Origin of the sequence: Hylemonella sp. W303a (assembly GCF_046452315.1) — a bacterium.
Lineage (GTDB): Bacteria > Pseudomonadota > Gammaproteobacteria > Burkholderiales > Burkholderiaceae_C > Hylemonella.
The window spans coordinates 72,209-88,158 of the sequence record NZ_JBKFDG010000008.1; the positions used below are offsets into that span (position 1 = coordinate 72,209).

General features: G+C 59.7%; 14 protein-coding genes. 6 read left to right on the forward strand and 8 right to left on the reverse strand.

Translation table 11 applies throughout. The features are described 5' to 3' along the window. Positions 1 to 684: 684 nt before the first annotated feature. From ACLBKS_RS15150 to ACLBKS_RS15160, 3 genes are all read left to right on the forward strand, one after another. On the forward strand, positions 685 to 1,221 hold the full coding sequence (locus tag ACLBKS_RS15150) for a hypothetical protein (protein ID WP_410193645.1): 537 nt from the start codon (positions 685 to 687) through the stop codon (positions 1,219 to 1,221). Positions 1,222 to 1,223: 2 nt separating this feature from the next. Then, positions 1,224 to 2,036, forward strand: coding sequence for a metallophosphoesterase (locus tag ACLBKS_RS15155; RefSeq protein ID WP_410193646.1), 813 nt, complete (start codon positions 1,224 to 1,226; stop codon positions 2,034 to 2,036). 96 nt (positions 2,037 to 2,132) lie between these two features. Beyond that, complete coding sequence (locus ACLBKS_RS15160) at positions 2,133 to 3,872, forward strand: hypothetical protein (RefSeq protein ID WP_410193647.1); 1,740 nt, start codon at positions 2,133 to 2,135, stop codon at positions 3,870 to 3,872. A 56-nt stretch (positions 3,873 to 3,928) separates the two neighbouring features. On the opposite strand, the gene ACLBKS_RS15165 is transcribed toward ACLBKS_RS15160, so the two are convergent. The 8 genes from ACLBKS_RS15165 to ACLBKS_RS15200 all read right to left on the reverse strand — a co-directional run bounded on the left by ACLBKS_RS15165 (position 3,929) and on the right by ACLBKS_RS15200 (position 13,709). Further along, positions 3,929 to 4,756 carry a DNA-methyltransferase gene (locus ACLBKS_RS15165; protein ID WP_410193648.1) on the reverse strand — a complete coding sequence of 276 codons (828 nt, stop codon included), beginning with the start codon at positions 4,754 to 4,756 and terminating at the stop codon, positions 3,929 to 3,931. A gap of 182 nt (positions 4,757 to 4,938) precedes the next feature. Further along, on the reverse strand, positions 4,939 to 5,661 hold the full coding sequence (locus ACLBKS_RS15170; protein WP_410193649.1) for a protein NO VEIN domain-containing protein: 723 nt from the start codon (positions 5,659 to 5,661) through the stop codon (positions 4,939 to 4,941). 94 nt (positions 5,662 to 5,755) lie between these two features. Beyond that, positions 5,756 to 7,654, reverse strand: coding sequence for an SNF2-related protein (locus ACLBKS_RS15175; protein WP_410193650.1), 1,899 nt, complete (start codon positions 7,652 to 7,654; stop codon positions 5,756 to 5,758). Between the two features lie 4 nt (positions 7,655 to 7,658). Beyond that, on the reverse strand, positions 7,659 to 9,008 hold the full coding sequence (locus tag ACLBKS_RS15180; protein WP_410193651.1) for a hypothetical protein: 1,350 nt from the start codon (positions 9,006 to 9,008) through the stop codon (positions 7,659 to 7,661). A gap of 198 nt (positions 9,009 to 9,206) precedes the next feature. After that, positions 9,207 to 10,232 carry a TniQ family protein gene (locus ACLBKS_RS15185; RefSeq protein ID WP_410193652.1) on the reverse strand — a complete coding sequence of 342 codons (1,026 nt, stop codon included), beginning with the start codon at positions 10,230 to 10,232 and terminating at the stop codon, positions 9,207 to 9,209. Between the two features lie 8 nt (positions 10,233 to 10,240). Then, positions 10,241 to 11,140 (reverse strand): TniB family NTP-binding protein, encoded by a 900-nt coding sequence (locus tag ACLBKS_RS15190; RefSeq protein WP_410193653.1) that lies wholly within the window; start codon positions 11,138 to 11,140, stop codon positions 10,241 to 10,243. Beyond that, on the reverse strand, positions 11,140 to 13,056 hold the full coding sequence (locus ACLBKS_RS15195) for a Mu transposase C-terminal domain-containing protein (protein ID WP_410193654.1): 1,917 nt from the start codon (positions 13,054 to 13,056) through the stop codon (positions 11,140 to 11,142). The genes ACLBKS_RS15190 and ACLBKS_RS15195 overlap by 1 nt, the downstream gene beginning before the upstream one ends. Continuing rightward, positions 13,044 to 13,709, reverse strand: a complete 666-nt coding sequence (locus tag ACLBKS_RS15200; protein ID WP_410193655.1) for a TnsA endonuclease N-terminal domain-containing protein — start codon at positions 13,707 to 13,709, stop codon at positions 13,044 to 13,046. Before ACLBKS_RS15200 ends, ACLBKS_RS15195 begins: the two co-directional genes overlap by 13 nt. Before the next feature lie 237 nt (positions 13,710 to 13,946). Between ACLBKS_RS15200 and ACLBKS_RS15205 the strand changes: the two genes are divergently transcribed. The 3 genes from ACLBKS_RS15205 to ACLBKS_RS15215 all read left to right on the forward strand — a co-directional run bounded on the left by ACLBKS_RS15205 (position 13,947) and on the right by ACLBKS_RS15215 (position 15,926). After that, a complete protein-coding gene (locus ACLBKS_RS15205) occupies positions 13,947 to 14,249 on the forward strand; it encodes a zf-TFIIB domain-containing protein (protein ID WP_410193656.1) in 303 nt (100 codons plus the stop codon). A 10-nt stretch (positions 14,250 to 14,259) separates the two neighbouring features. After that, on the forward strand, positions 14,260 to 14,940 hold the full coding sequence (locus ACLBKS_RS15210) for a helix-turn-helix domain-containing protein (protein WP_410193657.1): 681 nt from the start codon (positions 14,260 to 14,262) through the stop codon (positions 14,938 to 14,940). Between the two features lie 131 nt (positions 14,941 to 15,071). Beyond that, positions 15,072 to 15,926, forward strand: a complete 855-nt coding sequence (locus tag ACLBKS_RS15215; protein WP_410193658.1) for a DMT family transporter — start codon at positions 15,072 to 15,074, stop codon at positions 15,924 to 15,926. Positions 15,927 to 15,950: the final 24 nt, after the last annotated feature.

Below are 15,950 nucleotides of genomic sequence, written 5' to 3' on the forward strand. Positions count from 1 at the left end.
GGGAGAACCGTGCACAGGATGGGTGGGGTCGGGGATGTATGTGGCCAGTTGCCGACCTTTGAAGTCTGCTGACATCGCCTCTTGTATTGGGCGTGGCGGGCTTGCCGGCCATCGCCTGTATGGCCCCAAAGGCATGCCATGCGGAGGGTTCGATTCGTGGGGGCCATATGAGTGATCGATGAAACACTGCATTAGATTTCCCATTTTTGCTTGACCTGATGCATAGCCCGGCAGCCCACACAGAGACTACGCAATAAAGCCGCACAGCACCGACGTAAGTTGCACAAGATCAAAGGAATGAGCGATATCGGGAATTTTTTAGTCAGGAATTCTCGACGATCTTGCGGCTTTCACGCATGTCCTGTACTGTGGCGCCAGCCACTGGAACGCCACATGTTCACCCTCGCACACCAGCCATTCCTGCAGCCGCACGTCGGCCGAGTGCCTGCGCGCGAGTTGACGTCCTCCATCAAGCGCTGCGTCTTGGCGATGTCCATGCGCTTCTCCTACGACGCACGAGTTTGCCGCGCGGTCAACAGCAAGCGGTTCACACACCTTGTGCGAACCCGAACCTGCAAAGCCGCCACCCCAGCGAATTCCGTCCAGGAGTTCAGGCAAACGCGAAACACCTCTGACCACGCGTAGACGCCCGGGCTCCTGACTCACCAGTCAAAGGAGCCCATCGTGAAATCCGTTTCCCTCAAAGAACTTCAGGCGCTTTATCCCTACCAGTTCGGCAACCCAGTTGATGTGGACGTTGCCAAGGGCTGGATGCCCATCTTTGCCAAGCTCTGCGCCGACGTGGACCAGACGCTGGGACAGGACAAACTGGGCTTTCATTGGAGTCAGATCAAGGAGAAGTTCGGATCGGCGCGGTTCTACTACCGCTTCGGGCGCCGCAAATCAGGCACTCGACTGGATATCTGGACGCCCCAGGGTGTCTTGAGCCAGGAGATCTCGCCCAAACGCAAGGTCAGAACTGAAAAGGATCGCAGCTTCCAGGACATCAGCAGGGCCATCCTGCAGCTGACCGATGCTGCCCAAGTCGCGACCAAGAACGTTTGCCTGGCCTGTGGGGCGCCGGGCAGTCCAGACGTCGGTGAAGGCTACGTCCTGATGCTATGCCCAGAGCACCAGGCGCGGCGCCGCGAATTGGACAGCCAGGATGGGCTGATTGACTGGGAAACGCTTGAAGACGAGAACAACCAAGGGAGCGCGTGACCATGACCAAGCTCCTGATCTTGAGTGATCTGCACAATGACATTCAGCCCATGCGTGCAGAGGTGGATGGCCGCCGGATTGATGCCGACGCCGACGTCGTGGTTCTCGCCGGCGACATCCATGAAGGCGTGCAGGCGCCCATCTGGGCGCGCCAGGCTTTCCCGGACAAGGAGATCGTCCTCGTGGCCGGGAACCACGAGTTCTATGGCCGCTACTGGAACAAGAACCTGCGCAAGCTGCGTCTGAAGTCAGCCGAGCTGGGAATCCATTTCCTGGAGGATGACGCTGTGGAGCTGTTCGGGATCCGGTTCCTGGGGTGCACCTTGTGGACCGATTTCGCTCTGTATGGCTCGGACCAGTCGCGGGACTACATGGCTCAGGCGCACGCCCGTATGAACGATTATCGGCGGATCAAGTTGGACCGCTTGCCGGGTGAGAATCGGGAGTGGAAAGAACTGCGTCGCACGCATTTGATTCCGTTGCTAGCACGACGACGTCACGAGGAGAGTGTGCAATGGCTGGATCGAGAGCTCACCGCAAGCAACCCGGAAAAGACGGTGGTTGTGACGCACCATGCGCCCCATGAGCAATCGGTGCCGGCAGAGTACAAAGGGCACCCGCTGAGTCCCGCCTACGCGTCAGACTTGTCGCACCTGCTCGGGCGCTCCAAGCTCTGGATTCATGGGCACATCCACTTCAACGCCGACTACATGGTCGGCGCGACCCGAGTGATCTGCAATCCTCGCGGGTATACCTACGTCAAAGTGGAGACCATGAATTTGGAGTTTCGGCCGGATCTGACTATGGAGGTCTAATTTGCGCCAGAATCCCCACTCGCCCGGCTAGTTTTTACCTGCTGGTGCTAAGGGAAGGCCTCCAGGGGCCATTAGACGCAATCAGCAATAGTCACTATGCCTGATAAAACCAGCCCGTCGGCTGTTGCCGCCTCCTCAAAGTCATATAGAAAGCCACCAAGTGGCGCAGCCGACAAGCCAAAGAGCAAAACAGCCAAAGCCGCTACCACGGCGTTGAGTTTGAAGCCAAACCTAGCGCCGAAGCTCAAGGATATTTTTGAGAAGGCTGGGTTCAAGCATGTGCCGTCGGACGGTCTTCATTTCACGATCGGCGGTCGCAAGGGCGAGCTAGATCACATCTTCGTCTGGAAAAACGTCGTTCTTCTGTGTGAGGAGACAGCAGGTAAGGATGCGACCAAACATTGCACCAACAAAATATTCCTGCACGCCAAGATCAAGGAGCACTGGCTCGAGTTCTTTCAGCAGTACACAAAACAGAACACAGCTCTACTAACAGCCCTGGGCCCTGAATATCAGGTTCACGATCTTGAGGTTCGCCACATCTATTATTCCGAGGAGATCGACGTGGCGAGCTCTATCGGTGATCCTTCTCCGATGCTGGTCTTGACGCGCGCCCAGGCTAGGTACTTCAAGTCCCTTGTGGACACCATCGAGTGCTCCGCAAAATTCGAATTGCTGAAATACCTCGATATCGCGCTGAGCCAAGTCGGTGCAGAAAGGACTTCCGGGAATACTGTGCCGCTGAACCGCTATACCGCGTTCGCACTCTCCGCTGCACACACAAGCTATCCTCCCGGCTTCGCCGTGGTGTCGTTCTATGCAGATCCCATGGCCCTAATTCAGCGAGCCTACGTCATGCGCAGGGATGGCTGGGAAAGCCCTGATCTCTCCTACCAACGGTTCGTCAAGTCGGATAAGCTAATAAAGATGCGTGAATACCTCGCTGAAAGCGGTAAGGTATTTATCAACAACATCGTCGTCACACTGCCTGCTGCAGCCCTCCTCTTAGATAGCACAGGCCAGGTTCTGGACGCCAAGACGATGAAAAATAAGGCTGAAATCCAACTCAGCTTGCCGCTCGAGCTGGGCACAGTAGGCATTGTCGATGGGCAACACCGGATACTGTCCTACTATGAGGGTGCCGACCAGTTTGATCAGGCCATTAGTAGTCTGCGACAGCGGCAGAACCTATTGGTCACCGGCATCGTCTTCCCCGCTAACTACACGGCCGAGATGCGGGTGAAGTTTGAGGCTGAGATCTTTCTGGCCATCAACAACAACCAAAGCCCTGTACACACTCAGCTTCGGCAAGACTTGGAAACCATCATCAATCCCGAGACGCCCCTAGCGATCGCTCGCACCATCGTCTCTCGGCTTTCCAAGGAAGGCGCGCTAGCTGACATGCTACAGATGTCGCAGTTCGACCCGTCGGACAAGATTTCGTCCGGCTCCTTGGGTCCTTACGTCGTCAAGCCCCTGGTACGCAAAAACAGTGCGCTATACAAGACCTGGGACGCCGCCAGCGCACGCAATCTTTCCAGTCCAGATGACCGCGCTGATTACATCGACTACTGCGTTAAAGAACTCAAGCGGCTGCTCGCCGGCGCGAGCGAACATCTCAAGAGCAATTGGAAATCAGTGCCCAACGGCGGCGTGCTCTCTACGACTGCCGTTGGGGGCCTTCTGCTGTTGCTCGATCGCCTAATCAAGGCAGGGAACGTGCCCGCAAACATCGACTACAAAACCGTGCTGAAAAACATTACTAACTTTGACTTCAGCGCTTACACCGGCAGCGGCTGGGGAAAGTTGTCTCGAGATCTCGAGGCTGCTCTGTAAAGACAGCCTGTACCACGGCGCTGCTGCTGCCGCCTTTGGGTTGAATCCGATCTCAATCAGGACACCATCATCGCTTCCGACAAGTCGATACTGGTTGCAAAGCCAGGCGGTCGACGCCCAACGATCGAAGTCGGACTCGGCTCCAGGATGGCTCTATCCGCTGGTCTGAAACGAACTTGACCCTTTATAGTGGCGCGTAGCCGCTCGAGGCCAAGTTGTACGTACTCCGGGTTCAGTTCCGCGCCGACGAAATGGCGCTTCTCATGAAGTGCTGCAACCCCCGCAGACGACACGCCACAGAAAGGATCAAGAACAACGTCCCCCTCCTTGGTCAAAGCACGGACCAGGCGCTGCACCAGTCCCACCGGAAACTGGCAGGGATGATCTGTCTTCTCCATGTGGTTGGCGTTGACATTGGGAATGTCCCACACGTCACTTGGGTTCTTACCCGCCGGATTGCCGCTCGGCTGGCCCTTTTTCGGACCATCGGTGTGTTGCTTACCAGGATACTTCTGAGTCACACGCACTGCATCGAGATCGAAAGTGTATTCGTCGCCTTTGGTGTACCAGAGGATTGTTTCGTACCGACCGCTAAAGCGTGTCCGGCAGTGCAAGCCATGACCAAAGGTCCACGCAATTCGGTTACGTAGCTTCATGCCCGTGATCTTGCTCATGATCTCGTGGACCAGGAAGTCAAGCGGCGTGGCCACGCCGTCCAGCACGTGGAAGCCAACCTGCCAGCACAAGCTACCACCGGGTTTCAGGATACGACAGACTTCCGGCAAAATCACTTTGTGATTGGCCACAAAATCGTCAAGGTTGTCGCGGCGACTCTCATATGCCTTGCCCATGCAGTAAGGCGGTGACGAGACGACTAGGCTCACGGACGACTCCGTAAGCCCCTTTAGCAGAGATTCGCATTCTCCCTCAAAAACTGCGGCCGAAGCATGCGCGTGCGGCCTCGCAAGCCAGTCCCTGACACCCCTGGACGACTTGTACGTCGTGACATCACCCATCTCTTGTGCGCTCACAAATATCTCCACATCGCCGAGATCATAGATCTGCTTTAAAACCCGTGCAACCGCTCCAGATTGAGCGTCGCACTGTCCCAGCGCGCGTCCCCCCGATCGACGGGCATATGAGGCTGCAGATCGGCCCACGACAGTTCATGCAGTCGCTCAACGTTCAGGTCCCAGAAGTGAACGACGTAAGCCTCTGCGTGCCGACAGGCAATATCCCATTCGTTGCGTGTGATGATGAGCCGTAAAGGCCATCCACGACAAGACTTGACTTCCACCAGTTTCGGCACGACATGCCCGCCAACCAAGCGACTTGAGAGGATGTCGTATCCAGCCGAGTTATCGTCCAGAGCCACCCACTCTACCATCGGCGCCCCATGCATCTCGGCACAGTTCGCCAACTCATGCATAAAGGACAGCCGCTCTGCGCGCCGACCAGACTCGAGGAGGGGTAGGTTGACGCGGGCACGCGCCAGATTGGCCAAGCGATCCAGGAAGGCCACCACCTCAACAGCCGGCTGGTTGTCAAACGCCCCTGCGCGCCGGAAACACTCACCTGCGTCTGCCGTCAGCGCGTCCCGCAACGCCCGCCGCCCACGAGGCAACGCAGACAACCAGGCCGGCCACAGCTTCGCCTCATTCTCAATCAGTACCTGATACGACACCGAAACCGACTCATTCGCCGGACCAACCGCTTCAAGGATGACCTGGGCCTCTGCGTAGTCAAGGCCTGCGCTGGCATAGCTGGTTTTCAATCGTGCCACCGCCATGAGCACCGATTCGTGAGGAGCGGCCACCAACTGCCGGCTCAGGGCGCGCCACCCCTCCACTGCGGAGGGACGCAACCGGCTCACGCTAGCCGGACTACTCGACGATTGCATCAAGTTCAGGCGGCACCCTTCTTTCGATTTCCTCAAGCAGGTCGTGGACATCTCGAATATCGATCGAGTCCTCCAAATCACTGCCTGATGTCTCCTCGTCCAGGGCCAGTTCGTGGAGATCCACGTCGCCGAGCATCTGCTCCATCTGTCTGATCTTAACGCCCAGACGCCGGGCCACCGATAGATCTATCGAGCCAACATCCGCTGGCAGACGGTTTTGCAGAATGTGTACGCGTGTGATCACGCCCTCTGGCAATCCTAGACGATGGATGCGGTCGATCGATTGCAAGTAATGCGTGGCGTTGTAGCTGCGGTCAAGGTATATGGCGTCATGGCAAACCGTGTGCAGACTCATGCCTTCGGATGCAGCGGCCGGATTGGCGACCATCACCATGCAGTGCCGGTCTGTCTTGAAACGGCGAATCTGACCTTGTCGGGTTGAATCGTCGTCTTCATCGCCTAGGCCGGTACTGCCGTCGATGACCGCAGGCATTAGCTCAGGCATCAAATTGCGTAGCTGCTCAACCGTTGATCGGAAACTGGTCCAAACTAATGTCTTGCGTCCCTCCGAAGCGAACTGGCGCGCCAGCTCGACAGCCTTGAGCACCCGCGCGGACGGGCCTTCCGCAATCACAGCTTGGAGCAGCTCGTTGCGCCCCGCATCAGCTGCAGTCTCGAAATCCTGGGCCAACAGCAGCGGGTTTACCGAGGCTTGCAACAGCCGCATGACCGATCGTCGCGCGCGAATAAGGTTAAAGCCACGACGTCCCTGGCGCAGCTGACTTGCTTGGGCGTGCACGTCGCTCTTGAGTACCGCGTAGAAGGCGAGATGAGCATCGGTTAGCGCCACCGGAACTTCGACACGCACACGATCGCCCAGATTAAGCTGCTGTTTGGTGGTCCGGACGTAGAGGTTGCCGAGAACCGAGCGCGGCGTTTCTCCGGCAGATACGCGGGCACCGAGACCGGCACCGGGCCACAGAAAATCGAGTTGGGACTGCATATCTGCCGGCCGCTGTGGCATCGGCGTACCGGTGAGAATGTCGCGCCGCACTGCCAGGTGTCCAAGGTTTAGCAGGACAGCACCGCGCCGGGAGGCTGTACCTGCCTTCATGCGATGCGCTTCATCAAGAACAAGATGCACCCGATGGCGCGACAGCAAGTCCTCGATCTGCGACTCCACCCGCACCAACTGGTCATAGGAGATCAGCATTCGCTGCGGGTTGGTGCTCAGGAGTTCTGCGATGCGCGCCTCGCCGCCGACAAGCTGGACGAACGGCCGACGTACATGGCCAGGCGCATGCTCGGTAAGACACTCGTCGATGACTTCTTCCCAGGCCACGAAGGCATTGCGCGGAGCAACCACCAGCAGACAGTCCACTACAGCCGGCGCCAGCAGGTGCAATGCGAACGTCACCGTCGTCTTACCAGCACCTGGCACTGAGAAGTTCGCACCATTCTCCAACGACAGCAGGCTGCGCAAGTCACGCGATTGGTAGTCCTTCAGATCGTGCGCCTCTCCGTCCCAGCCCAGTTCCCGCAAACGAGAACGGACTTGCTCTTCGCTGACATCCATGCGCACAGCGCCGGCTGCTTGCCGAACGGTCCGGTACTGGCGCATGAACTGCTGGACCCGCTCCCGCGATGAGTCGTCCGTTTCAAACGTAAAGCCGAGCTGACGCTGCAACCCTGCGGCGGCACGTAGCACATGCAGGGCATGCCGCCAGCCGATCTCGATGCTCTGGTCGTTGATGCGGCCAGCGGAATCGGCATCTTGCGCGTATGCACGAAGCCGCACCCAGGTGCTATAGCTGATACCGGTGCCCCGCTCAAATATGCCTTGCAAGCCTCGCGCTTGATAGCGCAAAAGGATCGTGGCCATAGCGTCACTTCCTTACTTGGCGAGCGTCGATTTCCTGCATCAGCGCCTCACACTGCGTCACACATGCGGCCAGAACCGTTCGCAGTTCGGCGAAGGTCGACTCATTGGCGTAGCTCAGATTGATAGCGGCAAGTTTCTGCTGTGCCGCCTTCGCGAATTTCAGCGCGGCTTGGTCCTTGCGCTTGCCTTGTTCGCCGACGATAACGGACGCCTCTTCCACTTGTTTCGCTGCGTTCTTGCGCACATCGTAATCGTCACCCAGGTCGTCGATGTAGCCCATCAGCGCCGCATAGTTCTTTTGACCGGCCACCAGCGTCCCATCGCCAAAGTCGATCTCGAGATTGCCGGTCGGCTGATCGGGCGTTTGGCTCAGATCCACGCCCCAGACACCGGCGATGTGGTCCAGAAATAGCTCGGGGTTGCCCTCAATGTTGTTGATCAGCTCGTAGGCCCGAAGCTCGATCTCGTCACGGTTCTCCACCAGCAGGAAGTCGAAGCGCCGAGTGACTTCACGCAACGCCGGGTTATCGGTCTTGGCAAGGTTGCGGATTGCGATCTGTTTGAACGCTTGCTCGGTTTCCTCCAGAGCGTTGTAGTCACGCGACCGATTCAAATGATCAGTCAGATACAGGTCCGCACCATCGATCATCTTGACCAGCCGGAGAATTTCTTCCTTGTCGCGGTTCATCATGCCGGCAATGCGCTCGTCTGAATAGTTGCGCGCTTTAAGTTCCCGCGCAGCTAGTGCGACGGCTGTCCAGTCATAGGGCAGCTTGGTGTCGGGCTGCATTTGCAGCTCGATCTCCAGGGCAACGATCTCTTCATCAGTGGCCGACTCTGGCAGCACAGCACAGGAGACATTCTCGAAGTCAGCGAAGAGCTGGCTATCAGGCCCCGCAAGCAGTTCACGCATCGCTGAGAGGCGACGGTTACCGTTAACCACCACGCCATCGGCGGAAATGATCAGGTCCTCGGTCTGCTCCTTGACGCGGATCAACTCATCGTAGATCGGCTTGATAGATTCACCGCTGCCGGTCTGGGCCAGTTTGAGCAAGATTTCGTGCTGCGCAGCCTGCGCGCTGATATCCTCTCGCCGCGACGGAGCAAATAAGTTCTCATCGACCTTGCCAGAGGCGACCTGGCTCATCTGATCGCTGATGGTGCGGAAGTTCTCCAGTCGATATAGCAAGTGGTGGATGCTTATCTGGATGATGGCCAGGGATTCACGACCGCCGCGAAACTTCATTTCCCGCTTGGTGCGGTTTTGCTTGCGCGCCTCGGCCACGCGCTGCTCGATATGATGCTTTCGCGTAGTGCTGTCAATCAAAGCGAACTTGTACTTGCTGGCGGACATCGCCGACGCTCCCTGAAGTGGTTGAACATCCCAACCCCACACAATTACCAATGTGAAGTCGGTACGTAGCCCGAGTTCGCTGCGCGTGTTAACCCGATGACATGAAGCGACTCGACGCGACGCTTGGCAAGATTAACAGAGACACCCTTTATGTAGAAGGGACTCCCTCAAAGGCTACCGCCACATACAAAAGCCACCCTATGAAGTGCTGCCTGCAAGGCGTCCGCGCCAGTCGGCAAACTGCTCACAGATCGCTCGATACCAATTCGGCGCCCCCTCAAAATCCCTCCCCAAGTGGTTGTACCGAACAGCCCTGGCCCGCCACGCGACCTCTAGTCTTCCCGCTAGGTCTACCATCAACCAGGAAACCAGCTGAACCAGGTGATGCCGCTCCATCAATGGCATCGTCTCCAGGCCCACTCGTCCCGAGACCTTCACTAAGTCCTTCACCTGCAGCTCCCTGCAGACATGCTGGCGCAAGGCGACTGTCTTGTGGCGGGTCAACATCAGCCGGACCAGTTGATGCATCACCCGCATCACGTCCAGATCCACACTCTGGGTTTCCTCCTCCGCAATTGCGCGGCACAGATCGGCATGGAAATCCAGGGCGATATCGTCATGGCCCCAAATCTCCTCTCTCGGCGAATCAGCGAGTGGGCAACCACAGGCATGGCAGTTGCCCATGGACCCCACCTCGGAAACCTTGCCTTGCCCCATCTCCATTCGGTGGAAGATGACTGGTGCACCACACTGAGCACATCGGTCCCGAAGCATCACCTGGTGCCGGATGCACATCGTGTTGAATGACACTCGCCAGGACTTCCGGTAATAGGGCTTGTCGTCCTCGGCCAAACAGACAGGGCAGAACTGCAAGCCGAAACCTTCACGCTTGCGGTGGTACATCATCAACGTCTGGACCCAAAGCAACGTCCCAGAAGTTCTGAATTTCGGGTACAGAACACCTTCGTATGCGCGCAGGGTCGTGGCGTGCGCAACTTGCCGCGGCGTGCCCGTCCTGTCCGCCAACTCATTGACCAGCCAATCCGGTCCCAGGCGATCAACATCGCGGTTCCAGACCTGGCGCTGCCCACCAAAGATCAGGTTGCAGAAGGTCTGCACCTTGAGGCCATGCCCCCAAGCCAGGCGGACCAACCAGGAGGTCAGCAGCTCATCGGGATACGGCTTGTACCGGACGGGCCACAACGACGAGGTCAGGCCCTTCATGGCAGTCGTTAAAAGCGGCGGTGCTGCTTGCGCCGGGAGGGCGGCACCCACCGGATGGCGCGGATGCTTTCGAGCGTGATTTCCTCGGTCCTGCTGCGGATCGCATCGACCGCCAGCTCTTTGAAGAGATCGCACAGATCACCTAAGGTGCCTTCGCTGCGCAGGCACATCTCGCTCATCTTTTCGGGGGACTTGAGGTCCGACGGCTTGCGCAAGGGGGTACGCCGCTCCAAGGTGGCAAGCAGGGTGCCCACCTCCCTGCCTGGCCTCCAAAGAGGCAGTTCCTCAGGCATGAACCGGCTCGACATTTGCGGATCGGCCACGAAGGCGTTGTACGCATCTTCGATACCGGCCGCGATGATCGACACCTTGGATTCATTGCCCAGGCTCTTGAGCGCATTGCGGAAGTCCCTTTGCCGATTCAGACTGCCGGCAATCAGGTGGTGGATCTCGTCCACGATGAGCACCTTGACCCCCAGCTCCCGGAAGAGATGCTTCACCTGGGAGTTTTTCTCCTGGACCGAGGAACTCGGCTTGTAGGTCGCCATCAGCGCGTCTAGGATTCGGGAGTAGAAGGCGGAGACATCCGGCGCCGGCGGCGCTTCGACCATCACCACCGGGCATGTCGTTACCTCGGCGGCCGGGTCCAGATCCGGAGGATGCATGGACATGAACCGCTCCAGGATAGACGTCTTGCCATTGAAGGAGGGCGCCACCAGCAGCATGTTGGGCATGCGGGTGATCCGCGGGTAGTCCAGCAGATCCTCCATCCTGGCCAAAATCTCCTTGGCCCGGTCGTAGGTCATCCAGGTTCCCTCCCGGATGGCACGAATGCGTACATCATCCGGTTCGCCCAGCAGGCGCTCGGCTTCTGGACTCAAACGGGATTTGAGTTCGGATGTCGCCATCACTCGTCATCCAAGGCTTCGATGTCGTCCGGGTCGTACCCGCGCACGGCCGGAGGAGGGGCGCTGGACGCCGCAGGCTGGGAAACTGTCGGCATGGTCTGCTTCTTGGTCTCGCGCTGCTTGGCGTGTTCCACCCTGCGCTGCGCCTCGCGCCTGGCCGTCTTGGTCTTTGCTGCCGCTTCAGCCTCAAGGGCCCGCTGCTCGTTCAGGATGGCAAACACCAACTTCTCGTTTTCAGGGTCGATGCCTTTGGCCTTCGCTGCACGCTGGGCATTGCGCAACTCCCAGATGCTCACCGGCGGCAGACTCGTGTCCCGGTAGGGAATGGCACAGAACCGGCCACTCAGCTCATCGAAGAAATAGAGCTGGCTGACGTCTCGCGGGTCTCGGTGAAAGCGGAATGTGCGCTTGTGTTTGGGAAACTCTGGGTGCGGCGCGTTGATCCACGGCCGCAGGACGTCGTGGTAGTAGTGCACGTTGTCGATCACCACGCCATAGCCCTGCACCGGCCGTTCAACGTACGGCGTGAAATGGATCCGCAAGGTCTCCTCATCCAGTCGGCGTGCTGGCAAACCGCGTCCCAGTTTCTTCTTGGTGCCGAGCAGTCCCTCACGGAACTTCACCAACGGCGGCATGCCGATGCCGGTGTGCACCTCGCGGTGATAGCGCGCGAAGAAGAGGATCAGCCACCGCTCGATCTCCGCAAAGGTCATGCAGGCATTGCCCTCGGCGTCGTACTCGCCTTTTTCATCCGGCCCGGAGAAGGTGGAACCTTTGACGCTTTTGAGTCCCTGCGTGACCGTGCCCATCAAGCGCTCGATGTGGGCGCCGTACCGCGGCTTTTTGACCGGCCGCAGGTGGATGTCGATGTCATACTCCCGGCAAGCCATCTTCAGCATGTCGCCACGGAACTCCTTGGCGTTGTCCATGTGGATAGCGCCCATCACGCCCCAGCATGGCCACGTGATGTGATCTGCGATTGCCAGATTCCGGAGCCAAGCCTCTTTCGGAAGAATGGCGTGAGCGATGCACATGCCGGCCGACATGGCCGACGGCGGGTCCAAGGTCAGGTACATGCCCAGGCACACCCGGCTATCAACGTCGATCGCCAGGGTGATCCACGCCCTGTTGATCGGCTTGCGGTGCTCATCATCGACGATGATCACCGGCAACAAGGTATGGTCGATCTGAACAATCGCGAGAGGCCATTCCGCATCCGGAATACTGCCCTTGCTGGGATCGTGCAAGGCAAAGGCCGCCGCTTCACCGAGACGCCTACGCGTGCGCTCACGGCCAGACGTCTGCTTCAGGCGGAGTCTGATTGTGTTGGTTGCTGGTAAACGCAGGCCCGCATTCGAACAGCGGCGACGGATCTCCAGAACGGTTTCGGTAATCGAAGGCTTCTGTTCTGTGTCGTGGAAGCTCTCGATCGTGTCGCGGATGATGGCTTCGACCTCGGGCGAGATGCGCCGCCCAGCCTTGCCGCCTCCTGCACGGCCACGCATGGGTAGCAGTGAGGAAAGAAGCCCGGTGCGTCTGAAAGCATCCAGCCAACGGTAGACAGTCGCCCGATTGACGCCTGCGTCGATAGCGATCTGCTCAGCCGTCCTGGTTCCGTACAGCGACTGGTTGACCAGCAGCGGCTCAAGCCACTTTCTGCGTTGCTCCGCGATCGCCCAGTCCGACTCGGGGATCTTCGACAGGTCGATCTCTACGGACTCAACAGCTCCGGCAGTGGAGATGGGCTGGGGCGGCCGCAGATCACCGATGGTCAGCAAGACTTTCGCACCTGTCTCCAGGTCCTTCGCCAAGATCTTGTTCAGATCGGCGACCTCGAGAATGGCGTAGTCACGGTCATTGCTGCTGACGATCGCCCCTTTGCTCAGCGGCATTTGGTTGGGGATCACCTTGGCCATGTGTCGTCTCCACCTCGGGCAACGAGTACCTCACTCCCAAATGGCACATCCAAGTCAGTCACCAAATGCCCCGACAGGAGCATCGACCAGATGACAGGCAACCAGTGCAGCCTGTCATCCTCTGTCTGGGCCAGTTGATCCAGCACCTGGTGATGGGATCGGGGATTCTCGTCAACGCAGTCGAGCACACGTTCGATATCTGCCACCGCTGGGCTGGTGTTTCTGTAAGCGCGCAGGAATTTGAGATTCGCCAGTCGGGGTGTTCGGATCTGGCGCTGGTCGACGATCTTGAACTCCCAGCCCTGCTCCTCGGCGAACCGCTTCGCGCAATCGAATTTGAAGGCGTATTTGTCGGCGTTCCTCGCCAGGTCGTCCGTGTGTTTGACGTCCACCAGGGTTCTTTTGGGCTCCTGCCCGGACACGGCATCCGGGTGGTAGCGCACTAGCACGTCCGGCACGTAGCCGCGGGGCACCCCTGGGACGGGCACCCTGACGGGTTGAGGCTCGAAGGAGTGAACTGCCGGATCGAAGTCGAGCAGCAGGAAGTAGTCCTTCTCGAGCAAGGACTCGAAAGCATCGATCTCGGCGTTCTTGCGGCTGGAATAGCTGCCCGTCACCACCAGATGATTTTTGGGAATCTTGCGGACCGGCATCCAGACCCTTTCACGATCACCCCACGATCGCACTAGCTTCTGGATTCTGTCGCATTCAATTCTGAAAGAAAAGTCCTAGAATGAAACGAAATTCGCCACTGACCGGGCCTCCCGTCAGTGGTGGCCTGAACCCGGACCGGGCGCCAACCTGCCCGTTCCCTTTCGCCCCGCTGGATTCCAAACCACAACAGGCCAGCTTTCACTCAGACCTGTGTCCTCACTTGGAAAGGAATCCGCATGCAATGTCCCGTCTGCTCGAACGCGCGCTTGGTGATGTCCGAACGCCAGGGCATCGAAATCGATTACTGCCCGCAATGCCGCGGCGTGTGGCTGGACCGGGGCGAGCTCGACAAGATCATCGACCGATCGCAGGGCGCCACGCCTGCACCCTCGGCGGCCCAGCCTCGCGCGCAGGCGCACGTACAGCAGCCCTACGCAGCTCAGCCGCCGCAGCCTCAGCCCTATCCGCCGCAGCAAGGCGGGTACTACCACAAGAAAAAGCGCGAGGGTTTCTTGTCCGACATCTTCGACTTCGATTGAAGCGCAGCGCATGTCCTCGCCCGCCGTCTTGCCCTTGTCCCTGCGTGACTACGGTCCCTCGCACGGCAGCCACGCGCACGCCCATCATCAGTTGCTGGTGGGCTTGGACGGTCTGCTGGAGCTTGAGGTCGAGGGCCGGGGCCAACGGCTCGGCGCGGGCGATGCTGTGTTGATCGCCCCCGGTGATCGGCACGATTTCGAATCCCCCCGGGGCAGCCGCTGTCTGGTGCTGGACAGCGACCATGCCGCCTGGGGGCTCTGCGGACCCCAACCTCATCAGCCGCGTCAGGTCGCCGCGCTGGCGAATTACCTTGCGCAGGCATGGCCGCAGCCCCTGGCTCTGAGCTTTGCCCCGGCACTGTTGCTGGAAGCATGGCGCACCCCGAGGGCGACACAACGACCGCGCCGCGCCATCGATTGGCTGTCGCTGAGTGCCTGGGTGCAAGCACGGCTGAGCCAGCCGCTGAACGTCGCAGACCTCGCGCAGCAGGTGCATCTGAGCCCGTCGCAGTTCGCGACGCGCTGTCAGGAAGCCCACGGCATGGGGCCGCTGGCGTGGCTGCGCGGACAACGGCTTGCCCAGGCCCGGTCCTTGCACGACGCGGGCTGGTCGGTGCGGGAAACCGCCCTGCGCACGGGCTACCGCTCGCCCTCCGCCCTCACCGCCGCTTTGCGCCGCGCGGGCCTGTAGCGGTCGCGCGCTGAATCAGGCGCTGAACACACCTCCTTGGAGCCCATCGCACCGCGCCCGGTCTGCGAGACCGGCGATTCGCGATGACGGACCCGCGATCCGCGACGTTCCCATTTTTTACACTCGCGTCCATGCACCCTCACCTTCATGCCTTGGGCGCCATCGTCCTTTGGGCTTCCTTGGCCGCGCTGGGCGTCACGCTCCAGCACGTGCCCCCATTTCTGCTGACCGGCTTGGCCTTGCTGATCGGCAGCGTGCCAGCCTGGCCAGCCCTGCCCGATCTCATACGGCAAGGCAAGTTACCGCCGTCCACGCTGGCTCTTGGCATCTACGGCCTGTTTGGCTTCCATTTCCTGCTGTTTCTCTCGCTGCGCCTCGCTCCACCGGTGCAGGCCAATCTCATCAATTACCTGTGGCCCTTGCTGATCGTGGTGATGGCGCCGCTGTTCCTGCGTGAACTCACGCTCAAGCCTCTGCACTGGGTCGCGGCGGTGATGGGGTTCGCTGGTGCGGCCATCGCCATCTTGGGAGGTTCGGATTCGTCGATGGACGGCGGGACCTGGCACTGGGGTTATCTGCTGGCCATGGCATCGGCCTTCGTTTGGGCCAGCTACTCCCTGCTGACGCGCCGGGTGGCGGCTTTCCCAACCTCGGCCGTCGGTCTGTTCGGTCTGACGTCGGGCCTGCTGTCCCTGCTGTGCCATTGGTTGCTGGAGTCCAGCGCACCCTCGTTCTCGGCCTTGACGCCACGCGATTGGCTGCTGCTGGCGGTGCTGGGCTTGGGCCCGTTGGGCGCTGCCTTCTTCCTCTGGGACCACGCCCTCAAGCGGGGTGATGCGCGCCAGATCGGGGTGCTGAGTTACCTCACGCCCCTGGGTTCGACCACGCTGCTGGTGTTGGTCAGCGGCCAGCCTTGGCGCTGGAGCATCGCAGCGGCGGCCGTGCTGATCATCGGCGCGGCGCTGCTCAGCACGCGCACGCGCTGAGCAAGCGCCCGCAGCATTCAGCTG

Bases quoted from the DNA above. Each gene is read 5' to 3' on its own strand.
- ACLBKS_RS15215 (WP_410193658.1), top strand. From the start codon at position 15,072: ATGCACCCTCACCTTCATGCCTTGGGCGCCATCGTCCTTTGGGCTTCC.
- ACLBKS_RS15155 (WP_410193646.1), top strand. From the start codon at position 1,224: ATGACCAAGCTCCTGATCTTGAGTGATCTGCACAATGACATTCAGCCC.
- ACLBKS_RS15175 (WP_410193650.1), bottom strand. From the start codon at position 7,654: ATGGCCACGATCCTTTTGCGCTATCAAGCGCGAGGCTTGCAAGGCATA.
- ACLBKS_RS15190 (WP_410193653.1), bottom strand. From the start codon at position 11,140: ATGGCGACATCCGAACTCAAATCCCGTTTGAGTCCAGAAGCCGAGCGC.
- ACLBKS_RS15195 (WP_410193654.1), bottom strand. From the start codon at position 13,056: ATGGCCAAGGTGATCCCCAACCAAATGCCGCTGAGCAAAGGGGCGATC.
- ACLBKS_RS15210 (WP_410193657.1), top strand. From the start codon at position 14,260: ATGTCCTCGCCCGCCGTCTTGCCCTTGTCCCTGCGTGACTACGGTCCC.
- ACLBKS_RS15170 (WP_410193649.1), bottom strand. From the start codon at position 5,661: ATGGCGGTGGCACGATTGAAAACCAGCTATGCCAGCGCAGGCCTTGAC.
- ACLBKS_RS15185 (WP_410193652.1), bottom strand. From the start codon at position 10,232: ATGAAGGGCCTGACCTCGTCGTTGTGGCCCGTCCGGTACAAGCCGTAT.
- ACLBKS_RS15180 (WP_410193651.1), bottom strand. From the start codon at position 9,008: ATGTCCGCCAGCAAGTACAAGTTCGCTTTGATTGACAGCACTACGCGA.
- ACLBKS_RS15200 (WP_410193655.1), bottom strand. From the start codon at position 13,709: ATGCCGGTCCGCAAGATTCCCAAAAATCATCTGGTGGTGACGGGCAGC.
- ACLBKS_RS15160 (WP_410193647.1), top strand. From the start codon at position 2,133: ATGCCTGATAAAACCAGCCCGTCGGCTGTTGCCGCCTCCTCAAAGTCA.
- ACLBKS_RS15205 (WP_410193656.1), top strand. From the start codon at position 13,947: ATGCAATGTCCCGTCTGCTCGAACGCGCGCTTGGTGATGTCCGAACGC.